Source organism: Tenacibaculum soleae (assembly GCF_030549005.1).
GTDB lineage: Bacteria > Bacteroidota > Bacteroidia > Flavobacteriales > Flavobacteriaceae > Polaribacter > Polaribacter soleae.
The window spans coordinates 393,270-406,095 of the sequence record NZ_JAUOSW010000001.1 but is presented as its reverse complement, the minus strand read 5'-3'; the positions used below and the strand labels follow the sequence as shown (position 1 = coordinate 406,095).

The 12,826-nt window shown below is 29.2% G+C and carries 13 protein-coding genes; 8 read left to right on the top strand and 5 right to left on the bottom strand.

What is annotated here, in order from left to right; genetic code table 11:
- Positions 1–226: 226 nt before the first annotated feature.
- Genes Q4586_RS01820 through Q4586_RS01795 form a run of 6 tightly spaced genes read left to right on the top strand, consistent with a single transcriptional unit; the run spans position 227 to position 6,968 of the window.
- The gene (locus Q4586_RS01820) at positions 227–1,888 is read left to right on the top strand and encodes an ABC transporter ATP-binding protein (protein ID WP_303525815.1); all 1,662 of its coding nucleotides are present in this window, start codon (positions 227–229) and stop codon (positions 1,886–1,888) included.
- A gap of 57 nt (positions 1,889–1,945) precedes the next feature.
- Complete coding sequence (locus tag Q4586_RS01815) at positions 1,946–2,962, top strand: sugar phosphate nucleotidyltransferase (protein ID WP_068702070.1); 1,017 nt, start codon at positions 1,946–1,948, stop codon at positions 2,960–2,962.
- A 31-nt stretch (positions 2,963–2,993) separates the two neighbouring features.
- Positions 2,994–3,920: a tetratricopeptide repeat protein gene (locus Q4586_RS01810; RefSeq protein WP_303525812.1), complete on the top strand. Its 927-nt coding sequence runs from the start codon at positions 2,994–2,996 to the stop codon at positions 3,918–3,920.
- Positions 3,921–3,939: 19 nt separating this feature from the next.
- The gene (lolB1, locus tag Q4586_RS01805; protein WP_303525811.1) at positions 3,940–4,710 is read left to right on the top strand and encodes a lipoprotein insertase outer membrane protein LolB1; all 771 of its coding nucleotides are present in this window, start codon (positions 3,940–3,942) and stop codon (positions 4,708–4,710) included.
- Positions 4,710–5,924 carry a murein hydrolase activator EnvC family protein gene (locus Q4586_RS01800; protein WP_303525810.1) on the top strand — a complete coding sequence of 405 codons (1,215 nt, stop codon included), beginning with the start codon at positions 4,710–4,712 and terminating at the stop codon, positions 5,922–5,924. The genes lolB1 and Q4586_RS01800 overlap by 1 nt, the downstream gene beginning before the upstream one ends.
- Before the next feature lie 9 nt (positions 5,925–5,933).
- Positions 5,934–6,968: an AI-2E family transporter gene (locus Q4586_RS01795; RefSeq protein WP_303525808.1), complete on the top strand. Its 1,035-nt coding sequence runs from the start codon at positions 5,934–5,936 to the stop codon at positions 6,966–6,968.
- A gap of 7 nt (positions 6,969–6,975) precedes the next feature.
- Here Q4586_RS01795 and Q4586_RS01790 read toward each other — a convergent pair whose 3' ends face one another.
- Together Q4586_RS01790 and Q4586_RS01785 are read right to left on the bottom strand one after the other, a co-directional pair.
- Complete coding sequence (locus Q4586_RS01790) at positions 6,976–7,488, bottom strand: acyl-CoA thioesterase (RefSeq protein WP_068702063.1); 513 nt, start codon at positions 7,486–7,488, stop codon at positions 6,976–6,978.
- A gap of 62 nt (positions 7,489–7,550) precedes the next feature.
- The gene (locus Q4586_RS01785) at positions 7,551–8,447 is read right to left on the bottom strand and encodes an HU domain-containing protein (RefSeq protein WP_303525803.1); all 897 of its coding nucleotides are present in this window, start codon (positions 8,445–8,447) and stop codon (positions 7,551–7,553) included.
- Positions 8,448–8,542: 95 nt separating this feature from the next.
- On the opposite strand from Q4586_RS01785, the gene dprA reads away from it, so the two are divergent.
- Both dprA and Q4586_RS01775 read left to right on the top strand, forming a co-directional pair.
- Positions 8,543–9,643, top strand: a complete 1,101-nt coding sequence (dprA, locus tag Q4586_RS01780; protein ID WP_303525801.1) for a DNA-processing protein DprA — start codon at positions 8,543–8,545, stop codon at positions 9,641–9,643.
- Between the two features lie 12 nt (positions 9,644–9,655).
- Positions 9,656–10,741 (top strand): hypothetical protein, encoded by a 1,086-nt coding sequence (locus tag Q4586_RS01775; protein WP_068702057.1) that lies wholly within the window; start codon positions 9,656–9,658, stop codon positions 10,739–10,741.
- A gap of 171 nt (positions 10,742–10,912) precedes the next feature.
- Here Q4586_RS01775 and Q4586_RS01770 read toward each other — a convergent pair whose 3' ends face one another.
- The 3 genes from Q4586_RS01770 to Q4586_RS01760 all read right to left on the bottom strand — a co-directional run bounded on the left by Q4586_RS01770 (position 10,913) and on the right by Q4586_RS01760 (position 12,805).
- The gene (locus tag Q4586_RS01770) at positions 10,913–11,323 is read right to left on the bottom strand and encodes a hypothetical protein (protein ID WP_303525797.1); all 411 of its coding nucleotides are present in this window, start codon (positions 11,321–11,323) and stop codon (positions 10,913–10,915) included.
- An 84-nt stretch (positions 11,324–11,407) separates the two neighbouring features.
- Positions 11,408–12,265 (bottom strand): DMT family transporter, encoded by an 858-nt coding sequence (locus Q4586_RS01765; RefSeq protein ID WP_068702054.1) that lies wholly within the window; start codon positions 12,263–12,265, stop codon positions 11,408–11,410.
- A 3-nt stretch (positions 12,266–12,268) separates the two neighbouring features.
- Positions 12,269–12,805, bottom strand: coding sequence for a metal-dependent hydrolase (locus Q4586_RS01760; protein WP_068702052.1), 537 nt, complete (start codon positions 12,803–12,805; stop codon positions 12,269–12,271).
- Positions 12,806–12,826: the final 21 nt, after the last annotated feature.

Genomic DNA, 12,826 nt, shown 5'->3' with positions numbered 1-12,826 from the left:
TAAATTTTTAATAAATAGACGACAAATATATAAAAAAATACAAAAAATGATATTTTTACACACAAAAAAATACATTTTCAATAAAACCAAAGCGAAAAAATACCTCTTAACCCTATACAAATACTAGGTTTAGTGTTTTTATCTAAAAATCAACAAACTACAACTCAAAGTACTTTTTAAAAGTTAAATATAAATATAAATCGTATTTTTATTAAAAATTACACCAATGCTTCAAGTTAAAAATTTAGCAATAAGTTTTAAAAATGCTCCTGCAATTATTCAAAATGTTTCTTTTAATATATTACAAAACGAAATTGTGGGTATTGTTGGAGAAAGTGGAAGCGGAAAATCAGTAACTTCTTTAGCTATTTTAGGGCTGCTTCCTAAATTTGCAAATATTAAAGGAGAAATTCTGTTTGAAAAGCAAAATTTATTGACCTACAACAACAATAATTTTCAAAAAATTAGAGGGAGTGAAATAGCCATGATTTTTCAAGAACCTATGAGTTCTTTAAACCCTACCTTAACTTGTGGTACTCAGGTTTCTGAAATTTTAGAACAGCATACCAATCTATCAAATAAACAAATAAAAGAAGAGGTTATTTCACTTTTTAAAAAAGTAAAACTTCCTAGAACTGAAACTATTTTTAACTCCTATCCACACCAAATAAGTGGCGGACAAAAACAACGGGTTATGATTGCTATGGCAATTGCTTGCAAACCAAAACTTTTAATTGCCGATGAACCTACAACAGCTTTAGATGTTACGGTTCAAAAAGAAATAATTTTACTTTTAAAAGAATTACAACAAGAGTATAAAATGGGAATTATTTTTATTTCTCATGATTTGGCTTTGGTTTCTGAAATTGCAAACAACGTAGTAGTAATGCATAAAGGAAAAATTGTTGAACAAGGTAAAGTTGATCAGGTTTTTATGAATCCGACAGAAAACTATACCAAGGCACTTATAAACTCAAAACCGAATACTAAAAAGCGTTTTAAAATATTACCAACGGTTAACGATTTTATTAATAATACGGTAAATAAAACTGTTTATTCTGATAGTGAACGTGCTGAATTTCAGCAAAAAATTTACAAAAAATCGCCGTTATTAGAAATTAAAAACTTGCACAAAAATTTTATTTCTAATGCTTCTTGGTTTACAAAACCAACAATTGTAAAAGCAGTTAATAATGTATCTTTTAAAATTTATGAAGGTGAAACTTTAGGTTTAGTAGGGGAGAGCGGTTGTGGAAAAACCACGTTAAGCAGAACTATTTTACGATTAGAAAACGCAACTTCAGGAGAAATAATTTATAACGGAGTAGATATTACAAAACTTTCAAAATCTGGTTTTAAAAAATTAAGGAAAGAAATTCAAATTATATTTCAAGATCCTTTTTCTTCTTTAAATCCAAGAATTACAGTTGGTAGCGCTATTCTGGAGCCCATGAAAGTTCATAATATTTTAAAATCATCAAAAGAACGAAAAGAATATGTATGCGAATTATTAGAGAAAGTTGGGTTAGAAAAAGAGCACTTTTATAGATATCCGCATGAATTTTCTGGCGGACAACGTCAACGAATTGGTATAGCACGTACCATTGCTTTAAAGCCAAAATTAATTATTTGTGATGAGTCTGTTTCTGCTTTAGATGTATCAGTACAGGCACAGGTTTTAAATTTATTAAATCAATTAAAAGCAGCGTTTAACTTTACCTATATCTTTATTTCTCATGATTTATCGGTAGTAAAATACATGGCCGACCAATTAGTAGTGATGAATAAAGGTAAACTTGAAGAAATTGCAGATGCTGATGAAATTTACAACAATCCAAAAACCGAATATACCAAAACATTAATATCAGCAATACCAGAAGGTTTGTAACTTTTTTCAATGCTTTATTAATGGTATATTGCACCGTTAAAAAACGAAAAGAAAAACATGAAGATAATCGTTCCAATGGCAGGAATCGGGTCTCGTTTAAGACCTCATACACTTACAACTCCAAAACCGTTAACCGTTATAGCTGGTAAACCAATTGTACAACGTTTGGTTGAAGATATAACTTCGGTTGTAAACCAACCAATAGAAGAAATTGCCTTTATAATTGGTACAGCTGCTAAAGGTTTTCCTACGGATACTAAAGATAAATTAATAGCAATTGCCGAAAGTTTAGGCGCTAAAGGATCAGTATATGTACAAGAAGAAGCGTTAGGAACTGCGCATGCTATTTATTGCGCTAAAAAATCATTAAACGGCTCGTGCGTTGTGGCTTTTGCAGACACTTTATTTAAAGCTGATTTTACGTTAGATGCTAACGCAGATGGTGCTATTTGGGTAAAGCAAGTAGCAGACCCAAGTGCTTTTGGTGTGGTGAAATTAAAAGACGGATTCATTACTGATTTTGTTGAAAAACCGAAAGAGTTTGTTTCTGATCTAGCAATTATTGGAATTTACTACTTTAAAGATGGTGATAAGCTTCGTGAAGAAATAAAGCATTTAATTGATAATGATATTCGCCCTTCAGGTGAATTTCAATTAACAGAGGTTTTAGAGTCTTTAAAACAACAAGGTGCAAAATTTATACCTGGTAAAGTAGATGCTTGGATGGATTGTGGTAAAAAAGATCCAACGGTTGATACCAATAAGCAAGTTTTAGGTTTTGAGCAAGCTGATGGCAACAATTTAGTTGCTAACGACGTTGTATTAGAAAACTCAGAAATAATACAACCTTGTTTTGTAGGTAAAAATGTGGTTTTAAAAAACACAAAAATTGGACCTTTTGTTTCAATTGGTGAAAATAGTGTTGTTGAAAACTCAACAATTGTAAACTCATTAATTCAAACAAACGTTCATATATCTAACGCAAAATTAGATAATGCAATGATTGGTAATCATGCAAAATACAATGCTAATTATACATCGGTCAGTATAGGTGATTATACAGAACTTACATAGTAAAACAATCCATAAAAAATCAAGAATTAAGATGTTTTTATCTTTTTTCTTGATTTTTTACGCCTTTATATGTTATTCACAAGACAGTATTCCTGGTGTTATAGCTATTAACGAAAAAAACAATATCGATTTTCAAGAAAACTTTTTTAAAGCGCTTTCACAAAAAGCTGTTTTCAATCACAAAAAAGCCATTGAATATTTAAACAACTGCAATGAAATAACACCTGATGATACGGCTGTTTTATTTGAACTTTCTAAAAATTATTTAAAATTAGGTAGAAATATTGAAGCTTTAGAATACATCGATTTATCTTTAAATATAGAGGAAGGTAATCTTTGGATGCTTGAACATAAGGTTGCTATTTTACGAAGAACTGCAGATTTTAAGCAAGCCGTAACAGTTCAAAAACAACTTGCAAAAAAACATCCGAAGAAAAAAAGAGTACTTGTCTATTTGCATCTTCAAAATCGTGATGTAGCTTCAGCTAAAAAAGTCTTATCAGAACTAAGAAACGAAAAATTATTAGATTCAAGACTTCGAAGAATTGAAGAAAGATTGAATAATCAAACAATCAATAAAGTTAAAAAAACACCTAAAAACATTGTAAACGCAGATTTACGTGTAATTTTTGAAAAAGAAAAAACATTTGCAAACTTAAAACCTTTATTAAATAAGTTACATATAAATACTCATACTGATTTATTAAAATATAGTGAGCAAGGTTTAACCTTATTTCCGGCACAGCCTTTTGTCTATTTAATGAACGGTAAAGCACTTAACAATAATCATCAATATAAGAAAGCGCTACAAAGTTTACAAAACGGCATTGATTTTGTAATTGATAACACTAAAATTGAAGCACAATTTTATTTTGAAATGGCAAAAGCTTATCAAAAATTAAATGATACTAAAAAAGCTTCATTTTTTAAAAATAAAGCCGAAAAAACGCTAAAATAGTTTTCCTTTTATAAATTTTATGAAATACGTTACCCTACTTATTGTTTTATTTTTAAGTTTTTCTTCGTGTAAGTCGAGTAAAAACATAGCAAATAAACCAACCATAATTAAAGAAATGTCTGCTCGTAGAGTAGCAAAAAAACATACTAATGCTAATTTTGATGAGAAAACCGTAGATGCTCGTTTAAAAGTAAACTATAAAAGTAATAAAGAAAAAGTAGGCTTTAAAATACGAATGAAAATTAAAAAAGATGAAGTAATTTGGCTTAAAGGAACCAAATATATAACTGTTTTTAAAGCCAAAATTACGCCTACAAAAGTGCAATTCTATTCGCCTTTTTATAAAAACTATTTTGATGGCGATTTTTCAATGCTCAAAAAATTATTAGGTACCGATATTAATTTCAAGCAACTACAAAATATGTTGTTAGGAGAATCGTTATTTAATGTAAGACAAAAAAGACATGCTGTAACAATTACAGATAAATCGTATCAACTTACCCCAAAAAAACAATCCGAATTATTTAATCTCTTTTTTTATGTAAATTCACTTCATTACAAATTAAATAAACAATCGGTTGTAAGCACAAAAAAAAATCAACGTTTAGATATAGCATACCCTAAATTTTTAAATAAAAAAGGAGTGTTATTTCCAGAAAAGATAAAAATCAACGCAAAACAAAACAATAGCTATACAAATATTGATATTTCAACTCGATCTGTTGATTTTAATACTAAGTTAAATGTTGATTTTAAAATGCCTAAAGGTTATAAAGAAATAAAATTATAATGAAAAAAACTGTTTTATATATCTCATTTTTAAGTGTTTTTTTAATAGGTTTTCCCTCTTATAGTCAAGAACGAAAAACACTAGAAAAGAAGCATCAAAAACTAAAAAATGAAATTAAACAGATTAACAATTTACTGTTTAAAACAAAAAAAGAAAAAGGGAATGCTTTAGATGATTTAAAGGACTTAAGTCAAAAAATTAATACTAGAGAACGTTTAATAAAAGTTATTGAGTTAGAATCACAAAAACTATCAAAAGAAATAACATTAAACGAAAAACAACTTTCCACATATAATGAGCAGTTAAAAAAATTAAAAAAAGAGTATGCTGATATGGTTGTAAAAACCCATAAAAGTAAATCGCAACAAAGTAAAACCATGTTTTTACTCTCTTCTGAAAGTTTTTACCAAGCTTATAAGCGATTAAAATACATGCAACAATACAATGATTACCGAAAAAAACAAGGTGAAGATATCATTGTAAAAGCAAATGAAATTAAACATTTTAATGATTCTTTAATACAAAAGAAAAAAGACAAAGAATTATTAATTATTGCTAAAAAATCACAAAAAGAAGAAATAGAATCTGATAAAAAATCGCAAGAAAAATTAGTTTCTAAAATTAAAAAAGAAGAAAGTAAATACAAGCGAAATTTACAGAAGAAAATCAAAGAAGAAAAACGAATAACAGCTCGTATAGATCGTTTAATTAGAGAAGCAATTGCAAAGGCTAATAAAGGAAAAAAGAAACCTAAAAAAGGTGGGACAGGATTTGTTTTAGATGCTGCCGAAAAAAAATTACTGGCAAGATTTGAGCAAAATAAAGGAAATTTACCTTGGCCTGTTACAGGGATTATAACCAGAAGATACGGTGTGCAACCTCATCCAACATTTTCTGGTATAAAAATTAACAGTCCTGGCTTGCATATTGTTACCAAAAAAAATACAGATGCTAAAAGTATATTTAACGGTAAAGTATTAGCATTACAATCGCAATCTGGTGGTAAAAAATCAGTATTAATACAACATGGTAGTTATATATCCTCTTATAATAATCTTGAAAATGTGTATGTTAAAAAGGGTAGTATAATAAAAACAGGCGATAAAATAGGAAAGGTTTTTACCGACAAAATTTCAGGTAAAACCACGTTACTTTTTATTTTATCAAAAAATGTTACTAAGTTAAATCCAGCAACATGGATACGTACTAATTAATATAAGTGTATGAAAAATTCTACAAACTTCATTATTATTTTTGTTGCAATCATAGCTGTTTTAGTTGTTGGTAAAGGAATTTTAATACCGTTTATATTTGCCATAATTTTTTGGTTTCTAACACGTGAAATTCGTAAAACAATTTACAAAATACCGTTTGCTAAAAAATTTATTCCTAGTTGGTTAAGTAATGTTTTTGTATTTACTTTTATTGTATTGGGTTTTGGTTTTGTTTCTGAAATTATTACCAATAGTATTACAAATTTATCAACATCATACTCCAAATATGAGCCAAATATTGATGCAACTATTAAAAGTTTAGATACTTATTTTCATATTGATATCATAAAATCAGTAAAATCGGTAATTGGTGATTTTAATTACGGATCGGTTTTAGGAGATATTGCTAACGGTATTAGTAGTTTATTAGGCGATACTTTTATGATTATCATCTATGCCTTATTTATCTTCTTAGAAGAAAGTAGTTTTAAAAAGAAACTTGTTAAAGTATTTGAAAGAAAAGAAGATAAGCATACAAGTATGCAATTAATGTTAACAAAAATTGAATATTCTATTTCAAATTACTTGCGTTTAAAAACCTATGTAAGCTTACTTACAGGTGTTTTAAGTTATATTGTTTTATTAATTGTAGGCGTAGACAGCGCACCGTTTTGGGCTTTTTTAATCTTCTTATTAAACTATATACCCACCATTGGTTCGTTAATTGCTACAATTTTTCCAGCAATTTTTAGTTTGATACAATTTGGAGAGTTTACTCCCTTTTTAATAGTACTAATTGCTGTTGGTTCAGTACAAGTAATTGTAGGTAATATTATAGAGCCTAAACTATTTGGTAAGTCTTTAAATCTAAGTCCTTTAGTAACTATATTATCCTTAGCTATTTGGGGTAAGATATGGGGAGTAACAGGCATGATTTTAAGTGTGCCTATTACTGTAATTATGATTATAATTTTCTCTCAGTTTGAAAAAACAAAATCTATAGCCATATTTTTATCTGAAAATGGTGATTTAGACAAGATTTAAGCTTTTTTTAACCTAAAAACAATGCTTTTAACTCCTTAGCTTCTTTAGGGTCTAATTTACCTGCTAAAACCAAACTTAATTGTTTTCTACGTAAAGCCGCATCGTAACGTTTTTTCTCTAATTCAGTTTCTGGTTGAATTGGTGGAACCGGAACTGGTTTTCCTGTTTCATCAACAGCAACAAATGTATAAATACCTTCGTTTACTTTTGTTTTTTCACCAGATTGACGATCTTCAATCCAAACATCTACATAAATTTCCATAGATGATTTAAACGCTCTAGAAACTTTAGCTTCTAAAGTAACCACACTTCCAACAGGAACTGATTTTGTAAACGCAACGTGATTTACTGAAGCAGTAACCACAATTCGTCTAGAATGACGACGTGCTGCAATACTACAAGCTCTATCCATACGAGCTAATAATTCTCCTCCAAAAAGATTGTCTAAATAATTAGTTTCTCCTGGTAAAACAAGATCGGTAAGTACTGTTAATGATTCTTTAGGTGTTTGCGCTTTCATCAATTAATTTTTGATGCAAAGATATACATAAAGCTAAAAAAATAAGTAATTTAAAAGAATGATTATTTAACCAATAACCATGCATCTTCACTAACTGTTTTTTTAATTTCTAATAAAGATTTACGAGCTTCTTCTTTAGAATTAAAACTAGTAAATGTTACTTGTGTTAAACCAAATTTATTTTTACCTAATATTTTAGCGTCGTAACCTAACTCTTGCAATTCTTTAAGCTTGTTTTCAGCATTTTTTATTTCCTGAAAAGCACCTGCAATAATATGAAAACTCCCTTTTGATGTTTTCGTTGCGTTTAAATTGATGGTCGGTAACGGGTTATTAATAACAAAAGTTGCTGATTGAATTTGTTTTTTTTCAGCTTGTTGTTTAGCTGCTAACAAATCATTTTCAGGTTGATTTTTAATTCCATTCCAACCAGCATAGCTAATTCCTAATAAAATTGTCACTGTTGCTGCATATTTTAATAAAACAGCTGTGTTACTTTTTTCTTTAACAACTACTGGCAATGGTTTTACTGTTTGCTTAAATCTTTTTACAGATTCGCTTTCTACAGTAGCTAAACCAAAAGATGTTGTTAAAAAATTACTAGTAGTATTTGGTTCAAAAACAATTTGCTTTGCTTCATTTAAAGATAAGCTACCTACAGAGGCAACTTTAACAGCAGTATTGTTTAATTCATTTTTCCATTGAGCCACTTCATTTGCAATAAAAGTAGTTGCCTTTTCAAAAGAAATATTTTTATTTGAAGCAATATAATTTGCCAATAAACCATCATTATGCTGTAAATACGCATTAAAAGTAATTTGCTTTTTCGGCGGATAAAATGTTTGAGTAGCATCGTTCATTTTAGCGCCTATTTTATTGGTTACAAAACCACCAAAATTAGGAACAATTACGCAATCGTATCTGTATAATAAATCGTTTATATAGTTGGCTAATGTCATAATAACAAATATAGTTTTTTTACTAAGTCGTTTTAAGTTTTCATACAAATGTTATCAACAGTTTTTTTGTATATTGATAATCAAATTATTGCTGTATGAAATCTGAAAAATTAGTGGCTATTTTACGATTAAAAGCAACCAAAAACATTGGTGATATTTTAGCAAAAAAGTTAATTACTGCCACAGGAAGTGTAGAACAGGTGTTTAAAGAAAGTGCAAATACTTTGCAAAAAATAAACGGAATTGGCACGCATGTTATAAAACATTTACTGGATACAACTAACTTAAAAAGGGCAGAGGAGGAGCTAAAGTATATTCAGAAAAAAAAATTGCAGTTTTCTTATTTTTTAGAAGATGATTATCCAATTAATTTAAAAAACTGTATTGATGCCCCTATCTTATTTTTTAAAGACGGAACTATTAACCTCAACAGTCAAAAAATTATTTCTATCGTTGGTACACGAAATATTACTTCTTACGGGCGTGATTTTTGTAATCAACTTGTTGAAAACTTAGCAGCATATAATCCCATAATTATTAGTGGATTTGCCTACGGAATTGATATTTGTGCTCACAAAGCCGCTATAAAAAACAATTTGCAAACCATTGGAGTTTTAGCACATGGTTTTGAGCAAATTTATCCGAAAGTTCATAAAAAATATATTAATGATGTAAATAAAAACGGTGGATTTATTACCGAGTTTTATCATAATGAACAACCACTACGCGAAAATTTTTTAAAACGAAATCGTATTGTTGCGGGTATTTCAAAAGCAACAATCATATTAGAATCTGCCGAAAAAGGAGGCTCATTAGTAACTGCCGATATTGCTAATTCTTACAACCGAGATGTATTTGCCTTACCCGGAAAAACTACCGATATGTATAGTAAAGGCTGTAATAAACTTATTAAAAATAATCAAGCGCATTTATTAACCTCAGCTACAGATATTGTAAAAATGTTAAACTGGGATCTTAAACAACCTAAAAACCAACCTTTACAACAACAGTTATTTGTTGATTTAAATAACGTTGAACAAAAAATTTACGACTACCTACAACAAAATGGTAAACAATTACTTGATGTTATTGCACTTGATTGTGAAATTCCCACTTATAAATTAGCATCTATCTTACTTCAAATGGAACTTAAAGGCGTAGTAAAACCTTTACCTGGTAAATTGTTTGCCATTTAGTACCTTTGATGCATGGCTGAAGAAAAATTAATATCTCAAAAAAAACCTGCATATCCTGTTAATAAAAAGCTTTCGCTTTACTTAAAAAGACATAACAGAACCATTCAAATTCCTATTTTTTATGATGATTTATTGCGTTTTCAAGGATCAATAGCTGTATATGATAAAGATGATAATGATACTTTATGGGTCCGTGTTTATTACAACGAGTTTGAACGAGAAGAAATCGATTTAAGTCTTAAAAAAGTGTATAATATTTTACACTCAAACGGTTCAGACGCTAGTATAAAACACTTAAATATTGATGCTGTAGATTTTTGCACCTTTGGTAATTCACAACCTTTTAGAGTAAAAGTTCGTAATATTTTAAATGATAATTACACGTATTTTTATGTAAAAAAAACCGATGCTTCTCGTATTTACGGGTTAGAATTAGAAGATATTTTATCACCTTATAATTTAAATTTTTTGGTGCATAAAGACACCTTAATTGAAGAACATATTTCTGGAATTCCAGGAGATGTTTTTATCAAAGATTATTTGGCCGATTGTTTAGAAATTGAAAAAGCACAAATAGCTAAAGAATTTGTAAAATTTAACGAACGTTGTATGATTCGTTTGTTAGGCGACATGCGCTCGTACAATTATGTTGTAGTACCTACACACGATTTTGAAAACGTAGTGTATAAAATACGTCCGATAGATTTTGATCAACAATGTTATGAAGGAAAATTTAAGGTCTATTACCCTCAATTTTTTAAAGAAAATTTAAAAATGGTTCAATTAGTTACTAAAAAACTTGATTCTGAATCAATAGAACAGTACCAACTTGAAGAACGCTCAATTGTTGCAAAACGCATATTAGGGTCTCGTTCTCGTTTAAATAGATTACTTACTGCCATGAAATCTGATAATATTTCCATTCCTAAACATATTAAAAAATTAAAAACAGAAATTTTTGAATTTACTGGCGATATCAATTTTAGAGATAGTGATGGAATGGGAGAGGTGTTAGATAGTGCCCTTACCTTTGTTCGTAGAAATTATGAAGATGTAACCCTAAAAAGCATTATACAGCAACAACAAAAAATACATTAGGATACTCTTCAACGTACTTGTGTATGGTTTCGTTACGGAAAATTGCTGCGCTCTTTTCCGATTTTAGACCAGAGATTTTGAAAGTGCAAGGATCTTCTGCAAGAATCCCCCGTAATCAAACATATCCATTGTTGTATATAGTGCTTCATTCATACACTTTTCAGTTCAATTTTATAATTCGATTGTTGTATTATTTTTTAATAATTCCAATATCTTTTTGTTGTCAGTTATGTTATCATAAAAAATCCAATTCGACAAGGTTCCATTAGTTTTCTTGTATCTTTTTTCTAATGCTGTTGCGTTTCTGTTCATAAGTGGGTCATTGGTCAAATTGTTTTTAAATTCAGTAATTAGTTTGTCAGCATAAACATCATCTATTTCAAACCAGTTTTCAATTTCAGGCGTAGATAATGATTTCTCAAAATTTTCTAAATCAGTGCTTCTCCAATAATTTCTCAAAAATTCTACATCTATTTTTGTCGAAGATATCTTATTGATTTTTTCAATAGTTTTTTCTGCAGATTCAAGCTCATTTTGAAATCCAATTATTAATTCCTTTATTTCTTTTCTTGTTTTTTCCAATGTTTCTGGGATATTATGCACAACTACCTGCATTGACGAATAAACTCTAACAGTTTTAAATAAAATTTAATACTTCATTTAATGTTATTTTTTACTTCGGATGCTTTCAATAATTACGGTTGCGAGGATTAAACTTCCACCTACAAAAGTGTTCCACGTGGGAACTTCATTTAAAAATAAGAATGCTAAAACAATTCCGAATATTGGTTGTACGCTACTAATAATACTTGCTGTTGAAACTGAAAAAAACTGTAACGAATGTACCATTAAACTATGACCTATTGCTGTAGTTAAAAAAGCAATTAATAGTACATACGGATATTGAGTTTCTAACCCAGAAACATCCATGAAAAACAATACTGGTACTAAACAAATAGTAATTATTAAGGTTTGATAAAACATTAATAATACCCCGTTATACTGCAATACGTATTGTTTTAAAATTAAAATTCTGATAGCATAACATAGAGCAGAGAGTAGTCCAAATAATATTCCTTGAACATTTTCACTTTCTAAATTAAAATCTGGCGCTAGCATATAAATCCCTAACAAAACCATGCAGCCTAGAAGAATATATATTGGATTAAATTTTATCTTTAAAAACAATGGTTCTAAAAAAGCAATCATTACCGGAAAAGTATATAAAGACAGCATACCGATAGCTACATTAGATCGTTTTAATGCGTAGAAATAGGTAATCCAATGCAATGCCATAAAAATTGCGCTAATAATAAATGGAATCACATGTTTGGTAGATTTTAATGGAATATCAATTTTTTTTAAACGGCAAAAAGCGTATAAAAACACCATAGCAAAAGCAGAGCGAAACCATACAATAACCTCTGATGGCATAGCAATATATTTGCCCAAAACACCTGAAGTACTCACAAAAAATGTAGCTACTAATAGGCCTGATATATTTTTAAGATGGTTATTTTGCATTGGTTATTTTTTGATTCTTTTAAAATAGCTCGTAATTAACATATAAATCACACTCGGAATTCCTATCCAAATAAACTCACTCATCAATACTTTAACACCTCTTTCACCAAAAAAACGTTCAATTCCAATCGGCGATACTTTAATTGGTCGCCACGGAAAAAAATAACGACTCGTATCGAAAGGAGAAAAAAATGCAACTCCTAAACCACCAGTTGTTAAAGCATCTAAAATAGCATGTGAAGCGGTACTTATTGTAAAAAATAAAATGAGTGCTACACCTTTTTTTGTAAATATTTCTTTTCTGTAAAATATTAAGGTGATTAAAAACCCTAAAATAAACGCAAAGAAAAGTGAATGCGAAAAGCCGCGATGTCCCCAAAAACTATTGTATTTGATTCCGAAACTAAAGCCTATTACATCAGCGTCTGGTAGTATTGCACAACCAATACCTAATAAAAGGAACTTCCAATTTACAAGCGATTTAGAAAATCCTTTTCCGAGAGCAAACGATGCTAGTGCGTGACCAAATATTGATGCCATTTTATGTTTTTAAGTATCTCC

Excerpts from the sequence above, each read along its gene's own strand:
- dprA (WP_303525801.1), top strand. The coding sequence starts at position 8,543 with ATGAAATCTGAAAAATTAGTGGCTATTTTACGATTAAAAGCAACCAAA.
- Q4586_RS01820 (WP_303525815.1), top strand. The coding sequence starts at position 227 with ATGCTTCAAGTTAAAAATTTAGCAATAAGTTTTAAAAATGCTCCTGCA.
- Q4586_RS01790 (WP_068702063.1), bottom strand. The coding sequence starts at position 7,488 with ATGAAAGCGCAAACACCTAAAGAATCATTAACAGTACTTACCGATCTT.
- Q4586_RS01775 (WP_068702057.1), top strand. The coding sequence starts at position 9,656 with ATGGCTGAAGAAAAATTAATATCTCAAAAAAAACCTGCATATCCTGTT.
- Q4586_RS01810 (WP_303525812.1), top strand. The coding sequence starts at position 2,994 with ATGTTTTTATCTTTTTTCTTGATTTTTTACGCCTTTATATGTTATTCA.
- Q4586_RS01800 (WP_303525810.1), top strand. The coding sequence starts at position 4,710 with ATGAAAAAAACTGTTTTATATATCTCATTTTTAAGTGTTTTTTTAATA.
- Q4586_RS01765 (WP_068702054.1), bottom strand. The coding sequence starts at position 12,265 with ATGCAAAATAACCATCTTAAAAATATATCAGGCCTATTAGTAGCTACA.
- Q4586_RS01815 (WP_068702070.1), top strand. The coding sequence starts at position 1,946 with ATGAAGATAATCGTTCCAATGGCAGGAATCGGGTCTCGTTTAAGACCT.
- Q4586_RS01760 (WP_068702052.1), bottom strand. The coding sequence starts at position 12,805 with ATGGCATCAATATTTGGTCACGCACTAGCATCGTTTGCTCTCGGAAAA.
- lolB1 (WP_303525811.1), top strand. The coding sequence starts at position 3,940 with ATGAAATACGTTACCCTACTTATTGTTTTATTTTTAAGTTTTTCTTCG.
- Q4586_RS01785 (WP_303525803.1), bottom strand. The coding sequence starts at position 8,447 with ATGACATTAGCCAACTATATAAACGATTTATTATACAGATACGATTGC.
- Q4586_RS01795 (WP_303525808.1), top strand. The coding sequence starts at position 5,934 with ATGAAAAATTCTACAAACTTCATTATTATTTTTGTTGCAATCATAGCT.